This is a genomic window from Bradyrhizobium sp. 41S5 (genome assembly GCF_011516665.3).
Lineage (GTDB): Bacteria > Pseudomonadota > Alphaproteobacteria > Rhizobiales > Xanthobacteraceae > Bradyrhizobium > Bradyrhizobium quebecense.
This window is the reverse complement of sequence record NZ_CP083721.1, coordinates 6,351,871-6,370,683: the sequence shown is the minus strand read 5'-3', so window position 1 is coordinate 6,370,683 and position 18,813 is coordinate 6,351,871. Positions and strand designations below refer to the sequence as shown.

At 64.8% G+C, this 18,813-nt stretch carries 15 protein-coding genes; 11 read left to right on the top strand and 4 right to left on the bottom strand.

Features of this window, described 5'->3' with window-relative positions; genetic code table 11:
• Positions 1 to 119: 119 nt before the first annotated feature.
• The 4 genes from HAP47_RS30590 to HAP47_RS30575 all read left to right on the top strand — a co-directional run bounded on the left by HAP47_RS30590 (position 120) and on the right by HAP47_RS30575 (position 7,203).
• The gene (locus HAP47_RS30590) at positions 120 to 3,593 is read left to right on the top strand and encodes an indolepyruvate ferredoxin oxidoreductase family protein (protein ID WP_173641380.1); all 3,474 of its coding nucleotides are present in this window, start codon (positions 120 to 122) and stop codon (positions 3,591 to 3,593) included.
• Between the two features lie 226 nt (positions 3,594 to 3,819).
• The gene (locus HAP47_RS30585; RefSeq protein WP_173641381.1) at positions 3,820 to 4,251 is read left to right on the top strand and encodes a hypothetical protein; all 432 of its coding nucleotides are present in this window, start codon (positions 3,820 to 3,822) and stop codon (positions 4,249 to 4,251) included.
• Positions 4,252 to 4,584: 333 nt separating this feature from the next.
• Positions 4,585 to 6,165: an alkaline phosphatase D family protein gene (locus HAP47_RS30580; protein WP_173641382.1), complete on the top strand. Its 1,581-nt coding sequence runs from the start codon at positions 4,585 to 4,587 to the stop codon at positions 6,163 to 6,165.
• Positions 6,166 to 6,384: 219 nt separating this feature from the next.
• Positions 6,385 to 7,203, top strand: coding sequence for an aldo/keto reductase (locus HAP47_RS30575; RefSeq protein WP_173641383.1), 819 nt, complete (start codon positions 6,385 to 6,387; stop codon positions 7,201 to 7,203).
• 92 nt (positions 7,204 to 7,295) lie between these two features.
• Here HAP47_RS30575 and HAP47_RS30570 read toward each other — a convergent pair whose 3' ends face one another.
• The gene (locus HAP47_RS30570) at positions 7,296 to 7,511 is read right to left on the bottom strand and encodes a hypothetical protein (protein WP_173641384.1); all 216 of its coding nucleotides are present in this window, start codon (positions 7,509 to 7,511) and stop codon (positions 7,296 to 7,298) included.
• A 231-nt stretch (positions 7,512 to 7,742) separates the two neighbouring features.
• Here HAP47_RS30570 and HAP47_RS30565 point away from each other — a divergent pair, with 231 nt between their 5' ends.
• Genes HAP47_RS30565 through hpaD form a run of 3 tightly spaced genes read left to right on the top strand, consistent with a single transcriptional unit; the run spans position 7,743 to position 10,264 of the window.
• Positions 7,743 to 9,023 carry an amidohydrolase family protein gene (locus tag HAP47_RS30565; protein ID WP_173641385.1) on the top strand — a complete coding sequence of 427 codons (1,281 nt, stop codon included), beginning with the start codon at positions 7,743 to 7,745 and terminating at the stop codon, positions 9,021 to 9,023.
• Between the two features lie 27 nt (positions 9,024 to 9,050).
• On the top strand, positions 9,051 to 9,386 hold the full coding sequence (locus HAP47_RS30560) for a helix-turn-helix domain-containing protein (RefSeq protein ID WP_231168473.1): 336 nt from the start codon (positions 9,051 to 9,053) through the stop codon (positions 9,384 to 9,386).
• A gap of 23 nt (positions 9,387 to 9,409) precedes the next feature.
• Complete coding sequence (gene hpaD, locus HAP47_RS30555; protein WP_173641386.1) at positions 9,410 to 10,264, top strand: 3,4-dihydroxyphenylacetate 2,3-dioxygenase; 855 nt, start codon at positions 9,410 to 9,412, stop codon at positions 10,262 to 10,264.
• Positions 10,265 to 10,282: 18 nt separating this feature from the next.
• Here hpaD and HAP47_RS30550 read toward each other — a convergent pair whose 3' ends face one another.
• Entirely contained in the window at positions 10,283 to 11,521 is a 1,239-nt protein-coding gene (locus HAP47_RS30550) for an aminotransferase-like domain-containing protein (protein ID WP_173641387.1), read from the bottom strand.
• Positions 11,522 to 11,582: 61 nt separating this feature from the next.
• Entirely contained in the window at positions 11,583 to 12,125 is a 543-nt protein-coding gene (locus HAP47_RS30545; RefSeq protein ID WP_371821680.1) for a DUF3124 domain-containing protein, read from the bottom strand.
• Positions 12,126 to 12,184: 59 nt separating this feature from the next.
• Here HAP47_RS30545 and HAP47_RS30540 point away from each other — a divergent pair, with 59 nt between their 5' ends.
• The 4 genes from HAP47_RS30540 to HAP47_RS30525 all read left to right on the top strand — a co-directional run bounded on the left by HAP47_RS30540 (position 12,185) and on the right by HAP47_RS30525 (position 17,594).
• Positions 12,185 to 13,930: a cation:proton antiporter gene (locus tag HAP47_RS30540; RefSeq protein ID WP_173641388.1), complete on the top strand. Its 1,746-nt coding sequence runs from the start codon at positions 12,185 to 12,187 to the stop codon at positions 13,928 to 13,930.
• Between the two features lie 182 nt (positions 13,931 to 14,112).
• Positions 14,113 to 15,189, top strand: coding sequence for a 3,4-dihydroxy-2-butanone-4-phosphate synthase (gene ribB / locus HAP47_RS30535; RefSeq protein WP_173641389.1), 1,077 nt, complete (start codon positions 14,113 to 14,115; stop codon positions 15,187 to 15,189).
• Positions 15,190 to 15,319: 130 nt separating this feature from the next.
• Positions 15,320 to 16,534, top strand: coding sequence for an acyl-CoA dehydrogenase (locus tag HAP47_RS30530; protein ID WP_173641390.1), 1,215 nt, complete (start codon positions 15,320 to 15,322; stop codon positions 16,532 to 16,534).
• Between the two features lie 142 nt (positions 16,535 to 16,676).
• Positions 16,677 to 17,594, top strand: a complete 918-nt coding sequence (locus tag HAP47_RS30525) for an MBL fold metallo-hydrolase (protein WP_173641391.1) — start codon at positions 16,677 to 16,679, stop codon at positions 17,592 to 17,594.
• Between the two features lie 151 nt (positions 17,595 to 17,745).
• On the opposite strand, the gene HAP47_RS30520 is transcribed toward HAP47_RS30525, so the two are convergent.
• Positions 17,746 to 18,603, bottom strand: a complete 858-nt coding sequence (locus HAP47_RS30520) for a DUF1499 domain-containing protein (RefSeq protein ID WP_173641392.1) — start codon at positions 18,601 to 18,603, stop codon at positions 17,746 to 17,748.
• Positions 18,604 to 18,813: the final 210 nt, after the last annotated feature.

Here is an 18,813-nt window from a genome sequence, read left to right as displayed (position 1 = left end):
GGCCATGGAACGGGGCTGTTCATGCATAACAAAATCAGTGCATGCTGATGCATGATCATGGGCAAGCGAATGAGACCGGTTCGGACCGGCGTGACCTGATCGGCGGGAGCCTGAAACTGATGGCGTTGATGGAAGTTGGACTGGACGACAAGTACCGGTTGGATACGAAACGAATCTTCCTCTCCGGTACCCAGGCTCTGGTCCGATTGCCGATGTTGCAGCGCGAACGCGACCGCGCGCATGGGCTGAACACTGCGGGTTTCATCTCCGGTTACCGCGGGTCGCCGCTCGGCATGTACGACCACGCGCTGTGGCGGGCAAAATCGTTCCTTAGAGAGCATGACATCGCCTTCGTTCCCGGCCTCAACGAGGATCTGGCGGCGACCGCGGTGTGGGGCAGCCAGCAGGTCGGCATGTTCCCCGGCGCCAAGGTCGATGGCGTGTTCGGCATCTGGTACGGCAAGGGTCCCGGCGTCGACCGTTCGCTCGACGCGCTCAAGCACGCCAATTCGGCCGGCACCTCGCCGAATGGCGGCGTGATCGCGCTCGCCGGCGACGACCATGGCTGCCAGTCCTCCACCCTGGCGCATCAGAGCGAGCAGGTGTTCGCCTCGGCGCTGATGCCGGTGGTCAATCCGGCGACGCTGCAGGACTATCTCGACCTCGGCATCCTCGGCTTCGCGCTGTCGCGCTATTCCGGCTGCTGGGTCGGCTTCAAGGCGATCTCGGAGACGGTGGAAAGCTCGGCTTCGATCGTCAGCGACCCCGATCGCATCAAGATCATCATGCCCGATGATTTCGAGATGCCGCCGGGCGGCCTCTCGATCCGCTGGCCGGATCCGCCGCTGGAGGCAGAGCGCAGGCTGCACGGGCCCAAGATGGAGGCGGTCGCAGCCTTCACCCGCGCCAACCGGTTCGACCGCATCGTGCTGGATTCGAAGCCGGCACGGCTCGGCATCATGGCCACCGGCAAGGCCTATCTCGATCTGCGCCAGGCGCTCGCCGATCTCGGCATCACCGATACCGACGCCCAGGCGCTGGGCTTGCGGATCTACAAGGTGGCGTTGACCTGGCCGCTCGAAGCGCGCGGCGCGCGCGACTTCGCCGAAGGCCTGCAGGACGTGCTTGTCGTCGAGGAGAAGCGCGGCTTCATCGAGGACCAGCTGGTTCGTATCCTCTACAACATGGACGCTTCCAAGCGTCCCTCCGTGGTCGGCAAGCGCGACGAGAGCGGCGCGCCGCTGCTGCCGAGCGAGGGCGAGCTGACGCCGACCATGGTGGCAGCGGCCGTCGTCGCGCGGCTGCGCCGGCTCGGCCACCGCAGCCCGCTGCTGGAGCAGCGGCTGGCAAAACTGGAGGCGTTCGACCGCCCGGTCGAGGGCACGGGCACCGCGAAGCTGCAGCGCACGCCGTATTTCTGCTCGGGCTGCCCGCACAACTCGTCGACCAAGATTCCCGAAGGCAGCCGCGCCATGGCGGGCATCGGCTGTCACGGCATGGCGCTGTCGGTACCGAACCGCAACACCCAGACCATCTCGCATATGGGTGCGGAAGGCGTGAGCTGGATCGGGCAGGCGCCGTTCACCAGCGAACAGCATGTGTTCCAGAATCTCGGCGACGGCACCTACACGCATTCCGGTCTCTTAGCTTTGCGGGCCGCTGCCGCAGCCGGCGTCAACATCACCTACAAGATCCTCTATAACGACGCGGTCGCGATGACCGGCGGCCAGCCGGCCGAAGGCGGCTTCACGGTGGCGCAGATCGCGCACCAGGTCGCGGCCGAGGGCACCAAGCGGCTCGCGATCGTCTCCGACGATCCCGACAAATATCCCGCCAATTACTTCCCGTCCGGCGCCACCATCCATCATCGCCGCGAGCTCGATGCCGTGCAGCGCACCTTGCGCGAGATCGAGGGCCTCACCGTCCTGATCTACGACCAGACCTGCGCTGCCGAGAAGCGCCGCCGCCGCAAGCGCGGGCTGTTTCCCGATCCGGCCAAGCGCGTCTTCATCAATGAGCGCGTCTGCGAAGGCTGCGGCGACTGCTCGGTGGCCTCGAACTGCGTCTCGGTGCAGCCGCTGGAGACCGAGTTCGGCCGCAAGCGCCGCATCGACCAGTCGAACTGCAATAAGGATTTCTCCTGCATCGAGGGCTTTTGCCCGAGCTTCGTGATGGTGCAGGATCCCAAGCTGCGCAAGGCTGATCGCACCGCCGCCGATCCGAAGGCGCTGTTCGCGGACCTGCCGGCGCCGCCCGCCGCCGCGCTGACTGGCCCCTACAACATCCTGATCACCGGCATCGGCGGCACCGGCGTCATCACTATCGGTGCGCTGCTCGGCATGGCCGCCCATGTCGAGGGGCTCGCCTGCTCGACGCTCGACTTCACCGGCCTGTCGCAGAAGAACGGCGCGGTCATGAGCCATGTCCGGCTGGCGCCCGCGTCCGACATGCTGACCACGGTTCGCATCGCGCCCGGCAATGCCAATCTGATCCTCGGCTGCGATCTCGTCGTCGCCACCAGCGTGCCGGCGCTGAGCCGCGCCGAGCGCGGCGTCACTCGCGCCGTCGTCAATGCCGACCTGCTGCCGACCGCGAGCTTCGTGATCGATCCCGATATCGATTTCGAGGCCAGCTCGATGCGCGATGCGCTGAACGGCGCGGTGAGACCTGATGATCTCGACATCCTGGATGCCACCGGGCTTGCCACCGCGCTGATGGGCGACAGCATCGCGACCAACGCCTTCATGCTCGGCTTCGCGTTCCAGCGTGGCGCGATCCCGCTGTCGCTCGAGGCCATCCTGAAGGCGATCGAGCTCAACGGCGCCGCGATCGAGATGAACAAGACCGCGTTCTCATGGGGCCGGCTCGCCGCGCATGATCTGCAGCGCGTTGTCAGCGCCGCGCGCTTCAAGAGCGCAGGGGCCGCACCGGCGAAGAAGACGCTCGATGAGGCGATCGCGTTCCGCGCCAAATTCCTCACCGACTATCAGGACGCGGGCTACGCGAAGCGCTATCTCGACGACGTCGCGCGCGTCCGCTCCGCCGAGGCTGCGGCAGCGCCGGGCTCGCAGGACCTGACCGAGGCCTTTGCAAAGGGCCTGTTCAAGCTGATGGCCTACAAGGACGAATATGAAGTCGCGCGGCTCTATTCGGACGGCGAGTTCAGCAAGGCGCTGAAGGAGCAGTTCGAGGGCAATTCCGGCTTGAAGGTCTTGCTGGCGCCGCCGCTGCTGGCGCAGCGCGATCCCGTCACCGGGCGATTGCAGAAGCGCGAATTCGGCCCGTGGATCTTCAAGGCGTTCGGCCTGCTGGCGGGGCTGAAGGGCCTGCGCGGCACCGCATTCGACATCTTCGGCTACACCGCCGAGCGCAAGATGGAGCGCACGCTGCCGGTCGATTATTCGGCGATGATCCTGCGTCACCTCGACGGCAAGACGCCGCTCGACCTGCCGCGCCTGGTGGCGCTGGCGAAGGCCGCGGACCTCGTGCGCGGCTACGGCCACATCAAGGAAGGCAACGTCGCCCGCTACCGCACCGAATGCGCGCGGCTGGAGCGTGCGATCGGCCAGCCGTTGGCGCAGGCGGCCGAATAGGCTCAAGCGTTTTCGGCTACCGGTTCTCGTGAAGAAAACGCGTCAAAACAACAACCTGGAACCCCGTTCCGATACCATCGGAACGGGGCTTGAGGCGGCAGGCAGCGGAACTTTCCAGGGCCGCCTTGGTTGACCGGTAACCCTGCCCGCGAGCCGCGGCTGGATTCGCGCGGCCGGCTTCCTACATGATGGCTGTTCTGTTCGAGTGATTTCAGGAGGCCCTTTGATGGTCCTGAAAAGCGCTTTTGTTGCAACTGTTTGCACCGCGTACCTGGCGTTGGGTGGCGTGGCGTTGGCTGACGACTACCGCCCAAGCGAGTTCCTCAGTCTCGACCTAGCGCGGGCCGTGCTGTCGCCGAAGCCGCTTGGCCCGCCGGCGCAGTTCGAGCCGGTTCCGGTCGAGGCGAAGACCGACCACGGACCTGATCAGCACGCCAATGTCGAACCGAATGTCGAGCAGCCGAAAGTCGAGCCTCAGAAGGCTGTGCGGACGACCAGGGTGTCGGCACCGCATGAACGCAAGCGCGCAGTGGCGCAGGTTCCCGCCCGTGCCAAGCTGGCACGGCGCCATTCGAATCCGCTCGACGCGGAAGCCCGCGACACCAGGATCCAGACCTGGCCGTGCCGCACTGGCGGCATCTGCAACTGGCAGCGGTGAGGGCAGTTCGGCGGTCTCACGCGAACTCGCGCGCGCGTTCGTACCAATACCAAACCCGTCATCCTGAGGAGGCCGCGAAACGGCCGTCTCGAAGGATGAATCGGCCCGATCTCGCAGCCGGGCCGATTCATCCTTCGAGGCTCGCTCCGCTTGCCCTCAGGATGACGGGTTCGGCGTTTGCGCGCTTGGCGCCTGACGACACCGTTCATATCTCCATCTCTCCGCCGAGTCATCCCGCCGTCGCAAAACCGTCGGCGGAGAGTCAAGAAACCGTAAGGGCGGAGTCAAACGGCGCAGGCAAAACCTTCGTTGCGATTCGACGAAGGTTATTCGATGGCGACAGCGATCTCCGCGAGGGGGCGAGGCCTCACAAGGCGTCAGCTTCTAGTGCGCTCGGCGTCGACGGCCGCGCTGGCGGGATTGGGCGCGCTGGCAAAACCATATCTGAGCCGTGCGGCGGATCGCCCTGCGATCGCGGGCATCCAGTCTGGCGACGTCGCCAGCGACTCCGCTGTGATCTGGGCCCGCGCCGATCGCGCCGCGCGGATGCAGATCGAATGCGCCGCGGTCGAGAGTTTTGCCACCGTCCTGCGCCGCGCGTCCGCCGACGCGCTGCCCGAGCGCGACTTCACCGCAAAACTGCTGCTCGATGGCCTGCCGCCGGGACAGGACCTGTTTTACCGTATCCGCTTCGAGGATCGCGGCGGCATCGCCGGCGAGAGCCGCATTGGGCATTTCCGCACCGCACCAGTCGACCGCCGCTCAGTCTCGTTCATCTGGTCCGGCGACGTGGTCGGGCAGGGCTGGGGCATCGACCCCTCGCGCGGCGGCCTTCGCAGCTATCGCACCATGCTGAACGAGCGCCCGGATTTCTTCATCCATTCCGGCGACCACATCTATGCGGATTGCACGGTGCCGTCGGAACAGACGCTGCCCAACGGCGAGATCTGGCGCAACATCGTCACCGAGGAGAAATCGGTCGTCGCGCGCAGCCTCGAGGAGTTTCGCGGCAACTACAAATACAACTGGCTCGACGAGAATTTCCGCGCCTTCCATGCCGAGGTGCCGATGTTCGCGCAGTGGGACGACCACGAGGTGGCCGACGACTGGTCGCCAATCGGCACCGCCGACGCAACCGGCTATGACGCGGACGGTACCTCGCGCCTGGTGGCGCGGGCGCGCCGCGCCTTCCATGAATTCATGCCGATGCGGCTGATGCCGGAGCGCGACGGACGGGTCTATCGCAAGATCGCCTACGGGCCGCTGCTCGACGTCTTCATCATCGACATGCGCTCCTACCGCGATTCCAGCTGGAACAAGCAAGGCGATCCGGACCAGGCGTTCATCCTCGGCGAGAACCAGCTCGCCTGGCTGAAGCGGGAGCTGGTGGCGTCGGATGCTATTTGGAAGGTGATCGCGGCGGATCTGCCGATCGGCCTCGTCAGCCTGGACGCCGTCGCGCTCGGCGACGGGCCGCCGGAGCGGCGCGAGCACGAGATCGCCGATCTCCTGTCCTTCATGAAGCGCGCCGGCATCCGCAACACGGTGTGGCTCACCGCCGACATGCACTACACCGCCGCGCATCATTATGATCCGAACCACGCCGTGTTCCAGGAGTTCGAGCCGTTCTGGGAGTTCGTCTCCGGTCCGTTGCATGCCGGAACCTGGTCGCCGGGCGAGCTCGACAACACCTTTGGCCCCAAGGCGATGTACCAGAAGGGCTGCTCGGCCGAGCAGGATGACAATCTCGCGCCGTGCTTCGGCCTGCAATTCTTCGGCCGCGTCGACATCGACGGCAGGACCGGCGTGATGAGAGTGACACTGAAGGACGTCGACAACCACGATCTCTGGTCGGTCGATATCGAGCCGCGGCCGGACGCGCGGCCCGGCCAGATCATGGCGCAACACATCTAGAACCCATAGCGTTTTCGAGCGAAGTGGGGTTCCGGTTCGCGTGAGGAAAACGCGTCAAGCGCGGATTCGTCGCGACATCTTGATTGCGGGCGCCTTGCCCGCAGCGCCGGTTTGCAGGCAGACTGCGTGCCGGCAGTTCTGCCAATTTCATTCCTTTCAGACGATTTGCTGGCGTGACGTCGCCGATGATATCGGCGTCCCACGCGTCAGGAGCTATCCATGGACAATCTGCAGACACAGGGCATCAGCCTGCCGCAGCTCGGGCTCGGCACCTTCCGCATGCAGGGTGATGCCTGCCGCGCGGCGGTCGAGAGCGCGCTCGGGCTCGGTTACCGGCATATCGACACCGCCGAGATGTACGGCAATGAGGAGGCGATCGGGGCCGCGATCGCGGATGCGAAGGTCGCGCGCAAGGACCTGCATGTGACCACGAAGGTCTGGCATGAGAATTTGGCGCCGGATGCGATCCGGAAAGCGTTCGACGCCAGCCTGAAGAAGCTGCGCCTTGATTACGTCGACCTCTATCTGGTGCACTGGCCATCGCGGAGCATGAAGCTGCCGGCTGTCTTCGAGACGCTGATGAAGCTGAAGGAGGAAGGCCGCACCCGCGCGATCGGCGTCGCCAATTTCACCACCGCGCTGCTCAAGACCGTGGTCGAGGACATCAAGGCACCGATCGCCTGCAACCAGATCGAATATCATGCGATGCTGGACCAGACGCCGGTGCGGAAATATCTCGCCGCGAAATCGATCCCGCTCGTGGCGTATTGCCCCCTGGCCCAGGGCCGTTTCGCGACCGACGAGACGCTGGCGAAAATCGGCAGCAAGCATGATGCGACCGCAGCGCAGGCGGCGCTGAAATGGCTGCTCGACCAGGACGGCGTTGCGGCGATCCCGAAAGCCTCGCGTGCCGAGAGCCAAAAGGCCAATCTCGACGCGCTGAAGGTCAAGCTCGACGACGACGACCGCAAGGCGATCGCTGCGCTGCGCAAGGACATGCGCTGCGTGAATCCGGGTTTTGCTCCGGCGTGGGACTGAGTCCTGCGAGGACCCGATAAGGACGCAGAACAAGAAAATGGCTCCGCGAGGAGCCATTTTCCGTTGTGTCGGTCTATCGTATGTCTCGGCGCTTAATAGCGGTCCCGCCTGATGACCATCGCGCGATCATGGTCGTGATGCCAGCCGCGATGCCAGCCATGGTCATGGCGCATCTCGGCCCGCGAGCCCCAGCCACGATCCCAGTGGTGATGACCGCGCTTTATCACGACGGTCTCGGCGCTCGCGATCGACGGAACGGCCACAGCAAGCGTACCAATCGCCGCAAAAACAAAACCAATCTTCTTCATTTCATCCTCCTCAATGATGCGGGGAGGAAACCGTGCAGGCATCGAAACGTTCCTCTGGAACCAGAGGAGTTTTCTGAACACCTGTTCAGCAACGGTCCCAGCGCAACGCTCGCCGCGCGTTCGCTGCACAACCGGTGCGTGAGCGTTACAGCCTCTTTCGACGGCCTTGCCTAACCCCGGCGTCCGAAGCATCATCGCGCCATAACAATCAATGTTCGGGGGGACGTTGCCGTGAGTGAATTTTCACGCCGGGATTTTTTGAGAGGTACGGGATCGGCCGCTGCTGCGGTCATCGCAGGGCCGGCCGCTGCGGCGATGGGGCCGGACGACAAATTCGACCTCGTCATCAAGAGCGGCGACGTGATCGATCCGAGCCAATCGTTGCGCGGCAAGCGCGACATCGGCATCCGCTGGGGCCTGATCGAGGCGATCGAGGACGAGATCCCGGCCGCGCGCGCCGCCAAGACCATCGACGCATCGGGCAAGCTTGTGATGCCGGGCCTCGTCGATCTGCACTGCCACGTCTATCCCTACGGCTCGGCAATCGGCATTCCCGCCGACGAGCTGGTGCAGTTCCAGGGCACCACGACGGTCGTCTCGGCCGGCGATGCCGGCGTCAACAATCTCGCGGCGCTGCGGCGCTTCATCGTCGCGCAGTCGCGGACGCGGATCTATGCCTTCGTCCATATCGCCAACAACGGCCTGTCGGCCTTTCCGGTGGCCGAGCTCTACAACATCGACAACGCCCAGGTCGAAGCCTGCGCCATGGCGCTCGCCGAGAACCCTGACTTCCTGATCGGGGTCAAGGTGCGGATGTCGGAGAACGTCATCTTCAAGCACGGCGTCGAGCCGCTGAAGCGCGGCATCCAGGCCTGCGAGATGTGCGGCTGGCCGGCGCGGATGATGGTGCATATCGGCGGCGTCGAGACCAGGGAGTTGATGTCCGACATCCTCGACCTGCTGCGTCCGGGCGATATCCTCACCCACGCCTATTCCGGCGCGCCGAACATGTCGGGCGCCTTCACCAACATCGTGCAGGACGGCAAGCTGCTGCCGGCGGCGCTCGCGGCCAAGCAGCGCGGCGTGCTGTTCGACGTCGGCCATGGCGGCGGCAGCTTCGATTTCACGGTGGCCGAGATCGCCATCCCCGCCGGCTGCACGCCCGATACGATCTCGTCCGACATCCACGTCTTCTCCGGCAATTCGCCCGGCATCCCGTTCCTGCCCAACGTGATGAGCAAGTTCCTGGCGATGGGCTCCTCGCTGGATCAGGTGGTGGCGATGGCGACCTCGGTGCCGGCGCGGATCATCAACCGCACCCCGAAGATCGGCACGCTGCAGCGTGGGGCCCCCGGCGATGTCGCGATCATGGACCTCATCGAAGGCCCGGTCACCTTCGTCGACACCCGCAACAACAAGCGCGACGGCAATCTGCAGCTGAAGCCGGTGCAGACCGTGGTCAACGGCGTGCCGTTCGGCCGGCCCTATCAGGCGCCGTTTTCGGTGCGATAAGCGGCAGGCCCCGCCGGTTTCCTGTCATTGATCCGCGTCAAGGACAGGAAATCCCGCTCGTCGATGATGAGCAATCATAAGGGGCACGTCGTGACTGGAAATCGTTCCTCCATAGACCGATCGGCACGTTCTTCCGGGCCTGGTGGTACGTCGTTTTCCGAAAGCGACTTCCTGCGGCAACTGGGCGAGGCCATGCGCGGGGCGCGCGCGAATATCGGCATGACACGTCGCGAACTGGCCCGCCGATCCGGCGTGTCGCAGCGCTACATTGCTCTCATCGAAGCGGGCAAGGGCAACGTCTCAATCTTGCTGCTGCTGCGCATTTTGAACGCGTTCCGCAGCGACGCCGCCAAGGCGGCCTGACCGGGTAGGGGAAGATCACGCCGATGGGTGAACTCGTTCTTGCTGCCAAGGTCAGCCACGTACCGTCCCTGATGCTGTCGGAACGCCCCGATCACCCGCTGCACGATGCGCGGGCCGGCGCGGTCGCCGCATTACATGAGCTCGGCCGGCGCGCCAGGGAACGCGGCGTGTCGACCTTCGTGGTGTTCGATACGCATTGGCTGTCCAATTTCGGCTACCACATCAACGCCAATGCCCGGCACGGCGGCTCATTCACGAGCCACGAGGCGCCGCAGATGATCAAGGATCTGCGCTACGATTGGCCGGGAAATACCGTGCTTGCGGAAGCGATTGCGAGCGAGGCGGAGAGCGATGGTCTCAATGTAATGGCGCACCGGGTCGAAAGCCTCGGTCTTGAATACGGCACCATCGTCCCGATGCACTACCTGAACGAAGATGGCTGGGCCAAGGTCGTCTCGGTTGCGTCGCCGCTGTTCACGTCGATGGAGGAGAGCCGGCTGCTCGGCGAAGCGACCCGCCGTGCGATCGCGCGGTCCGGCGAGCGGGTCGCGCTGCTGGCCAGCGGATCGCTGTCGCATCGGTTATTGCCGAACAAGAAGCTTGGCCCCGACGCCTGGACATCAATAGCCAGCGAATTCAACCGCCAGGTCGATCTGCGTGTGCTCGAGCTGTGGCAGCAGCGCCGTTACCGGGAGTTCCTCGACATGCTCCCCGATTACGCCGTGCGGTGTAACGGCGAGGGCGGCATGGCCGATACCATCATGCTGTTTGCCGCGCTCGGCTGGTACGATTTTCATGGCGCAGCCGAGCAGCTCTGCGATTATTTTCCGTCGAGCGGCAGCGGCCAGGTGCATGTGGAATTTCACCTGACCGCGTGAGACGGCGAATGCGGATCGCTAGCCGCGCTTCTCCACATTACTGCTGCGCGCCGGCACGCCGAATTCCTTGCGACACACCTCGGCCAGCACCGCGACGCCCTCGCGGATCTGCTCGTGCGAGGGGCTGGCGAAGCAGAGGCGGAGCCGGCTGGCGGAATGCGCCTTGCTGGTCGACCATTCCGGCCCCGGATTGATCGAGACGCCGGCGGCGAGCGCCGCCTGATAGAGCTTCATGGTGTCGACATTGTCGGGCAGCTTGACCCAGAGGAAGATGCCGCCCTTGGGCAGCTCGAATTCGGCCGCGGTGCCGAACTGCTCGTTCAGCGCCTCCATCAGCGTGTCGAGCTTGGCGCGCAGGCCCTTGGTCAGCCGCGGCACGTGGGTCGCAAAATGCGGCGCGCAATATTCCGAGAGCACCATCTGCTCCAGCGCGCCGGAGCCGGCGTCGGTCTTCAGCGGCAGCATCCGCGACATGATTTCCCAGGGCGCGACGATGAAACCGACCCGCAGCGCCGGTGCGATCGACTTCGAGAACGAGCCGATATGGATCACGCCGCCATGCTGGCTCATGGCATAGATCGCGGGCGGCCGTTCGCCGTTCCAGATCAGATCGGCATAGCAATCGTCCTCGAAGATCGGCACGCCGTATTCTCTGGACAGCTTCAGCATCTCGGCGCGACGGCTCTCGGGGAGGATCGAGCCGGTCGGGTTCTGCACGGTCGGAATGGTGTAGATGTATTTCGGCATGATGCCGCGCCGCTTGTGATCGGCGAGCGCTGCGGCCAGCGCATCGATCCGGATGCCGTCGCCATCGAGGGGAATGCCGACCGCGTTGACGCCGAGCCGGGTCAGCCGGTTCAGCGAGCCCTGATAGGTCTCCTGCTCGATCAGCACCGTATCGCCCTTGGCGAGCAGCGTGTGATTGACGAGGTCAAGCGCCTGCAGCGAACCGGAGACGATCATGATCTCGTCCGGCGTGCAGGCAATGCCGGCATCGCGCTTCAGCTTCTCGGTGAGGAACTGGCGCAACGGCAGATAGCCCTGCGGCCCGTGCGCGAGGTTGTAGGTCGCGAGACTCCTGCCCTCGCGCTTCAGCACGGCATTGACCGCCTCGATCAGCCCGTCGACCGGGACCTGGTCGGGATCGTTGTTGCCGCCGACGAAGCTGTATTTGGCGAGCCCGGTCCACCGCGCGGCCGGCGCAGGCAGGCCGGCCGGAAGAAGCGGTGCAAAGTCGAACTGGGCTGAGGTGGACATGGACGTTTCGCTCCGTGTTGTTGTCGTTGAGAAGGCCCGTGGCAAAGGGCCTTCCATGAAGTCAGTTCTTGCCGATCAGCCGGATCGGGCGACCATGGCTGATGAAGGCATAGTGCCCGGCGCCGACGCTGCCGACCATCAATGCCTCGACTGCCGGTTCCGCGATCTCGCCGGCGGCCGCCCAATCGACCACGAAATTCGCGCCGGTGCCGCCGCGGGTATCGGTCGTGGCGATTGAGACCTCGACGGTCGCAAACGGTTTTAGCGCAACCGGCGATTTGAGGTAGCTCTCCACCATCTTGCCTGATGTGTCAAAATAAGCGATCCGCTTCAGCACCAGGGGCCTCGTCTCCGAGGCGTTGTGCACGCTCAGCGTCACTGAGAAATCGGCCCTGAGCTTGCCCTGGCTCATCGACACGCTGGAATACACCGGCACGTAGAATGCACCGGAGGCCGTGAGGCCTTCCGATGGCACCGCCGTTAGTGAGTTCGCAAAATTTTGTTCAATACTTGCCGAGGATTGTGCTAGCGCCTCCGTCATGCGCACGGTGAGCAGGCAGAGCAAAACTGCCAGAAAAATGCCGCCTGCGCGGATGTGACACATTGCTCGGTTGATCCTCACGCCCGGCCCTCTAGGTTGCGGCAACAGGAAGTCTTTGACGCATGCATGAACTCATTCGCGATATCACGCTCTGTATCCTGTTTGCCTGGGGGATTGGGCTGCTCGCCCATTTCTCCCGGCAACCGCTGATACTGGCCTACCTTATCGCCGGCTTTTTCATTGGTCCATTCGGCATGGGCTGGGTCAAGTCCCAGGAATCGATCAGCGTCATCTCCGAGCTCGGCCTGATCTTCATGCTGTTCATGATCGGGCTGGAAATCGACCTCAAGAAGATCATCCGCGCCGGCAAGGTCATCCTGTTCGCCGGCGCCGGCGAGCTGATCGGCGGCTGCCTGATCGGCGTGGCGTTCTTTGCCGGGATCGGGCTTGCGATCGGCGGCGGCAAGTTCGATGCGGTCTATCTCTGCGTCGCCTGCGCGCTGTCCTCGACCGTCATCATCGTCAAGGTGCTCTACGAGAAGCGCGAGCTGGACACGCTGCCGGGCCGCATCACGCTCGGTGTGCTGGTGCTGCAGGACATCTTCGCGATCCTGTTCCTGGCCGTGCAGCCGAGCCTGGACAATCTGCAGATCGGCGTCGTGCTGCTGTCGATCGCCCGCGTCGCGGTGCTGGTCGCGACCGCGCTGGTGCTGAGCCGCTACGTGCTGCCGCGGCTGTTCCACCAGATCGCGCGCCGGCCCGAGCTGGTGCTGCTCGGCGCGCTCGCCTGGTGCTTCCTGATCGGCGAGATCGCCGAGCGGCTGCACCTGTCGCGCGAGATGGGCTCGCTGGTCGCCGGCGTCTCGATCTCGACCTTTCCCTACGCGCTCGACGTCACCGCCAAGGTCACGACGCTGCGGGATTTCTTCATCACGCTGTTCTTCGTCGCGCTCGGCATGACGATCCCGATCCCGGGCTTACAGGTGATCTGGCTTGCGCTGGTCATCGCGGCCTTCACGGTGGCGAGCCGCATGGTCACGACGTTCACGCCGCTCTATCTGATGAAGCAGGGCCTGCGCGCCAGCCTGCTGCCGGCGATCAATCTGGCGCAGATTTCCGAGTTCTCGCTGGTGGTGATCCAGACCGGCGTTGCCGCCAACCACATCGGGACCGAGACCGCGAATGCAGTCTCGTTCGCTTTCGTGGTGCTGGCGGTGCTCTCGACCTTCGCGATGGCCCGCAGCGATCAGATCGTGCGCGGCCTGATCGGTCCGTTGAAGCGGATCGGGCTGCGTGATCTCGACCATCGACGCGAGGCCGGCGGCGAGGCCGGGCAGGAGGGTGGCCAAGAGGGTGGGCATGGCGAAATCCGACGCATCGTGATCCTCGGCTTCTTCCGTGCCGCGAGCGCGCTGATCAGCCAGATCGAGCGGCAGAACCAGTCGCTGCTCGAGCAGATCAGCGTCATCGACTTCAATCCGCTGGTGTTCCGCACGCTGACCGACCGCGGCATGCACGTGATCTATGGCGACATCAGCAACGTCGATACGCTGGTTCATGCCGGCATCGGCAAGGCCGAGATCATCATCCTGAGCGTGCCGGATTTCCTTTTGGTCGGCGCCGACAATGAGAAGCTGGTGCGCCACGTCCGCGCCCTGAATCCGACCGCGAAGGTTGTTGCCACCGCCGATCTCCTGACCGGTGTCGACGATCTCTACGCCGCCGGCGCCGACTACGTGACGGTGACCCGGCTCAGCGACGCCGGCGAGCTTTATTCGGTGATAGAGGCCGCCGACGCCGGCTTGCTCGACGACAAGCGCGCCGAGCTCGACGCCCAGCTCAGCGGCCGCCGCGAGGTGCTGCCGTAAGCGAGCATGATCCGGAAAAGTGGAGACCGGTTTTCCGACAAGATCATGCTCAAGCAAAGGGGCCACGGTGCCCGCCACCGCCTGGTATGCCTGCCGGACGCATGGCGGGTTGCATAATGATACTGGCGCTGACATCGGAACCCGGCTAATCCACTGCCTGCATAAAGCGAGATGTCAGGACAATGGCCGATACGATCCAGGAAGTGCTGCAAGCCTTTGCGAAGGGTGAACTCGTCGTCGTCACCGACGATGACGATCGGGAAGGCGAGGGCGATTTGATCGTCGCGGCGTCGTTCTGCACGGCGGAAAAGATGGCCTTCATCATCCGCCACACCTCCGGCATCGTGTGCGCGCCGATCACCACCGAGGACGCCCGCCGGCTGCGGCTCGACCCGATGGTGGCGCATAATGAGTCCAACCACACCACGGCCTTCACCGTCTCGATCGACTACAAGCCCGATGGCGGCACCGGCATCTCCGCCGACGAACGCGCCTCCTGCTGCCGCGCGCTCGCCAATCCCAATGCCGGCGCCAACGATTTCGCGCGCCCTGGCCACATCTTCCCGCTGATCGCGCGCGACGGCGGCGTGCTGCTGCGCTCCGGCCACACCGAGGCCGCGGTCGATCTGTGCCGGCTCTCAGGCCTGCCGCCGGTCGGCGTCATCAGCGAGCTGATGAACGACGATGGAACCGTGATGAAGGGCGAGCAGGTCGCGAAATTCGCCGCCGCCCACAAGCTGAAGCATGTCACGATCGCGGACATGATCGCCTATCGCCAGGCGCGCGAGAAGCTGATCGAGCGCGTCGCGACCTTCACCACCGAAAGCCCGATCGGCCCCTTGCAGGGCTATGCCTATCGCTCGCCGTTCGACGAGATCATGCATGCGGCCTTCGTCTATAACGGCATCGGCGATGGCCGGGACGTGCTGACCCGGCTGCACAAGCCCAATATCGTGACGGACCTCTTCACGGGTCCGGCGCGGATGGAAGCCGTGTTGCGGCATTTCAAGGCTGCCGGCCGCGGCGTGCTGGTCTATCTGCGGGATGGTGCCGCCGGAGTTCCGGTCCAGCCGGTGAGCGAGCAGAAATCGGCGGAGGCCGATCGCAACAAGCAGTGGCGCGAGGTCGGCGTCGGCGCACAGATCCTGCGCGATCTCGGCATCACCTCGATCCGGCACCTGACCTCTTCGGTGCACGACTACAAGGGTTTGTCCGGTTTCGGCATCGAGATCGTGTCGAACGAGCGGCTGGAGTGCTGACGCGGGTCATTCCGGGCGCGATGCGTGCGCATCGCCCCGGGCGCGACATACGCCCAATTCAATTGCGCTTCGCAGCATAGCGCTTTAATTTATCCGCCAATTTCCGAGTGACGATGCGAAAGGATGTTTCATGAGCGTGCGCCCCCAGGCCAAGGACAAGCCGGCTGCCGCCAGCTTCCAGTGGGATGATCCGTTCCTGCTCGACGACCAGCTCACCGAAGACGAGCGCCTGATCCGCGACACCGCGCGGGCCTATGCGCAGGACAAGCTGTTGCCGCGGGTCACCAAGGCCTATCTGGAAGAGAAGACCGATCGCGAGATCTTCAACGAGATGGGCGAGCTCGGCCTGATCGGCGTGACGCTGCCCGAGGAATATGGCTGCGCCAATGCGAGCTACGTGGCCTATGGCCTGGTGGCGCGCGAGATCGAGCGCGTCGACTCCGGTTATCGCTCGATGAACTCGGTGCAGTCGTCGCTGGTGATGTATCCGATCTACGCCTATGGCGACGAAAACCAGCGCAAGAAATATCTCCCCAAGCTCGCGACCGGCGAATGGGTCGGCTGCTTCGGCCTGACCGAGCCGGACGCCGGTTCCGATCCCGGGGGCATGAAGACCCGCGCCGAGAAGGTGGCCGACGGCTACAAGCTGAACGGCGCCAAGATGTGGATCTCGAACGCGCCGATCGCCGACGTGTTCGTGGTGTGGGCCAAGTCGGCCGCGCATGACAACCAGATCCGCGGCTTCATCCTGGAGAAGGGCATGAAGGGCCTGTCGGCGCCGAAGATCGGCGGCAAGCTTTCGCTGCGCGCCTCAATCACCGGCGAGATCGTACTCGACAACGTCGTGGTGCCGGAAAGCGCGCTGCTGCCCAACGTCTCCGGCCTCAAGGGCCCGTTCGGCTGCCTCAACCGCGCCCGCTACGGCATCTCCTGGGGCGCGCTCGGCGCCGCCGAGGACTGCATGCACCGCGCGCGCCAATACACGCTCGACCGCAAGCAGTTCGGCCGGCCGCTCGCCGCCACCCAGCTGGTGCAGAAGAAGCTCGCCGACATGGAGACCGAGATCGCGCTCGGCCTGCAGGCCTCGTTGCGCGTCGGCCGCCTGATGGACGAGGGCAAGATGGCGCCCGAGATGATCTCGATCGTCAAGCGCAACAATTGCGGCAAGTCGCTCGACATCGCCCGCATGGCGCGCGACATGCATGGCGGCAACGGCATCCAGATCGAGTATCATGTGATGCGTCACGCCGCGAACCTCGAGACTGTCAACACCTATGAGGGCACGCACGACGTCCACGCGCTGATCCTCGGCCGCGCGATCACCGGCATCCAGGCGTTCTCGTAAAGCGGCGCCCACCCAAACGTCGTCATGGCCGCGCTTGTCGCGGGCATCCACGTCTTGGGGCTCGCAAAGGAAGACGTGGATGCCCGGGACAAGCCCGGGCATGACGAGGTCAAAGAGAATCCGGACATCACGGACAAAAGCCATGGCCGACAACGACGACATCCCGTTCAACCGCGATTTTCCGCTGAAGCCCGGCGTAGTCGAACAGGTCCGGCCCGGCGTGCGCCGCGTCCTCTGCAACAATCCGAGCCCGTTCACCTTCACCGGCACGGTCAGCTACATCGTGGGACAGGGCAAGGTCGCGATCATCGATCCCGGTCCCGACGATGAGGCGCATGCGAAAGCGCTGCTCGATGCGGTCAAGGGCGAGACCGTGACGCATATCCTGGTCACCCATACCCATCGCGATCATTCGCCGAACACGCCGCGGATCAAGGCTGCGACCGGCGCGCCTGTCTATGCCGAGGGGCCGCACCGCGCCTCGCGCCCGCGCTTCGAGAGCGAGAAGCACAATCCGGAATCCGGCGCCGACCGCGATTTCCGGCCCGACATCGAGGTCAAGCACGGCGACGTGATCGAGGGCAGTGGCTTCGCGCTGGAGGCGGTCGCGACCCCCGGCCACACCGCCAATCACCTGGCGTTTGCCTGGGCCGAGCGCAGCATCAATTTCGTCGGCGACCATGTGATGGGCTGGTCGACCTCGATCGTGGCGCCGCCGGACGGTTCGATGATCGACTATATGGCCTCGCTCGAGCAACTGGGACAGCGCCCCGAGCAGCTCTATTTCTCCGGCCACGGCCCGGAGATTCCGGAAGGCCCGCGCTATGTCCGTTTCCTGGCGCGGCATCGCCGGGCGCGCGAGGCGTCGATCCTGCATCGCCTCGGCAAGGGTGAGGCCGATATCCCGACCATGGTGCGGGCGATCTATATCGGGCTCGACCCGCGCCTCGCCAATGCCGCCGGCTATTCGGTGCTGGCGCATCTGGAGGATCTGGTCGCGCGCGGCATCGTGTCGACGGATGGCGATCCCGTGATCGGCGGCACGTACCGGATGGCTTAAAGCGCGATGAGATCAGGTTGAATCGTCATCGCGCTTTAGCTCTTAGTTTGAGCATGATCCTTTCGGAAAACCGCTTCGCACTTTTCCGGGTCATGCTTTAGTTCGTCATTCCGTGGCTCGCGCTGCGCGCGCCCCGGAATGACGGGGGAGATTATTTCTTCACGGTCTTCGCCGGCGGCGCCTTCGGCGCGACGGGCGCCGCCTTCTTCGCCGGCTTGGCGTTTTCGTTGTCGGCGGCGGTGTTGAGGTCCTCGATCAGCTTCTTGACCCGCGCGGCGTTGCTGCCGAGATCGGCGTCGAAATAGCGCGAGGCGGAGCGGATATCGACGCGCGAGTCCTCGTCGTCGGGCGTGACCCGGATCGAGACGTCCTCGCGGAAACCCATGATCGGCGTGCGTGCCACCGCCTCGATGCGGCCGATCCGGCGCGGCGGCTGCGGCGCGCGTGCGTCGATGACGAGCCATTTGCGGCGGTTCACCAGCCGCAAGGTCATCTCATAGGCACGGTCGACCGGGGTTTCCAATTCGACGGTTTCGATATCGGGATAGGCGGCGCGCTGCTTCTCGGCCGAATAGAGGCCGGCATAGGCGGCCGGGTTGGTGCCTTCGCCGGTGCGCAGCCGCGCCAGCGCCTCGAATTTCGGCGGGTCGATCGCGTCGGTGGTGACGTCGTAGATCCGCGGCAGCTTGCGGTACTGATAGGTGAGATAGGCCGGGTAGCCGAGGATCGCGGCGTCGATCAGGAACGCGAGCAGGATCCGGCCCATGCCGCGGGTGCCGTTCTGCCAGATCGCGGCGAAGGCGGCCAGCCCGAGCAGGATCGACAGGCCGGCCAGGCCCAGCGCGCCGAAGAAGGTCGCCAGCGCCGGCTTGACCTCCAGGAACCCGAACCGGACGATAATGATCGAGACCACCACCGCGACGACGGAGAAGATGGCGAGGTTGCGCGACCAGGTGGCGAGACCGGACACGGGCTCCTGCTGGTAGGGAGCGGAAAACCTGCGCGCCATCGTCGAATAATCTGCCGGTTAGGATTGCCCCGGCGACCTCAGCCGCCGCCAATGATCGTGTGAGACCACGGACCTGCGGCGAATTCAAGGGATTTGGGACATTCCTATCCTCCCCTGGAGGGGGGAGGATCGGTTCGCATGAAATGCGAACCGAGGTGGGGTGAAGGTCTCTTATATCGGGCGCTGCCCGAGTGGAGAGATCACCCCACC

Excerpts from the sequence above, each read along its gene's own strand:
- HAP47_RS30590 (WP_173641380.1), top strand. The coding sequence starts at position 120 with ATGGCGTTGATGGAAGTTGGACTGGACGACAAGTACCGGTTGGATACG.
- HAP47_RS30585 (WP_173641381.1), top strand. The coding sequence starts at position 3,820 with ATGGTCCTGAAAAGCGCTTTTGTTGCAACTGTTTGCACCGCGTACCTG.
- HAP47_RS30580 (WP_173641382.1), top strand. The coding sequence starts at position 4,585 with ATGGCGACAGCGATCTCCGCGAGGGGGCGAGGCCTCACAAGGCGTCAG.
- HAP47_RS30575 (WP_173641383.1), top strand. The coding sequence starts at position 6,385 with ATGGACAATCTGCAGACACAGGGCATCAGCCTGCCGCAGCTCGGGCTC.
- HAP47_RS30570 (WP_173641384.1), bottom strand. The coding sequence starts at position 7,511 with ATGAAGAAGATTGGTTTTGTTTTTGCGGCGATTGGTACGCTTGCTGTG.
- hpaD (WP_173641386.1), top strand. The coding sequence starts at position 9,410 with ATGGGTGAACTCGTTCTTGCTGCCAAGGTCAGCCACGTACCGTCCCTG.
- HAP47_RS30550 (WP_173641387.1), bottom strand. The coding sequence starts at position 11,521 with ATGTCCACCTCAGCCCAGTTCGACTTTGCACCGCTTCTTCCGGCCGGC.
- HAP47_RS30545 (WP_371821680.1), bottom strand. The coding sequence starts at position 12,125 with ATGTGTCACATCCGCGCAGGCGGCATTTTTCTGGCAGTTTTGCTCTGC.
- HAP47_RS30540 (WP_173641388.1), top strand. The coding sequence starts at position 12,185 with ATGCATGAACTCATTCGCGATATCACGCTCTGTATCCTGTTTGCCTGG.
- ribB (WP_173641389.1), top strand. The coding sequence starts at position 14,113 with ATGGCCGATACGATCCAGGAAGTGCTGCAAGCCTTTGCGAAGGGTGAA.
- HAP47_RS30530 (WP_173641390.1), top strand. The coding sequence starts at position 15,320 with ATGAGCGTGCGCCCCCAGGCCAAGGACAAGCCGGCTGCCGCCAGCTTC.
- HAP47_RS30525 (WP_173641391.1), top strand. The coding sequence starts at position 16,677 with ATGGCCGACAACGACGACATCCCGTTCAACCGCGATTTTCCGCTGAAG.
- HAP47_RS30520 (WP_173641392.1), bottom strand. The coding sequence starts at position 18,603 with ATGGCGCGCAGGTTTTCCGCTCCCTACCAGCAGGAGCCCGTGTCCGGT.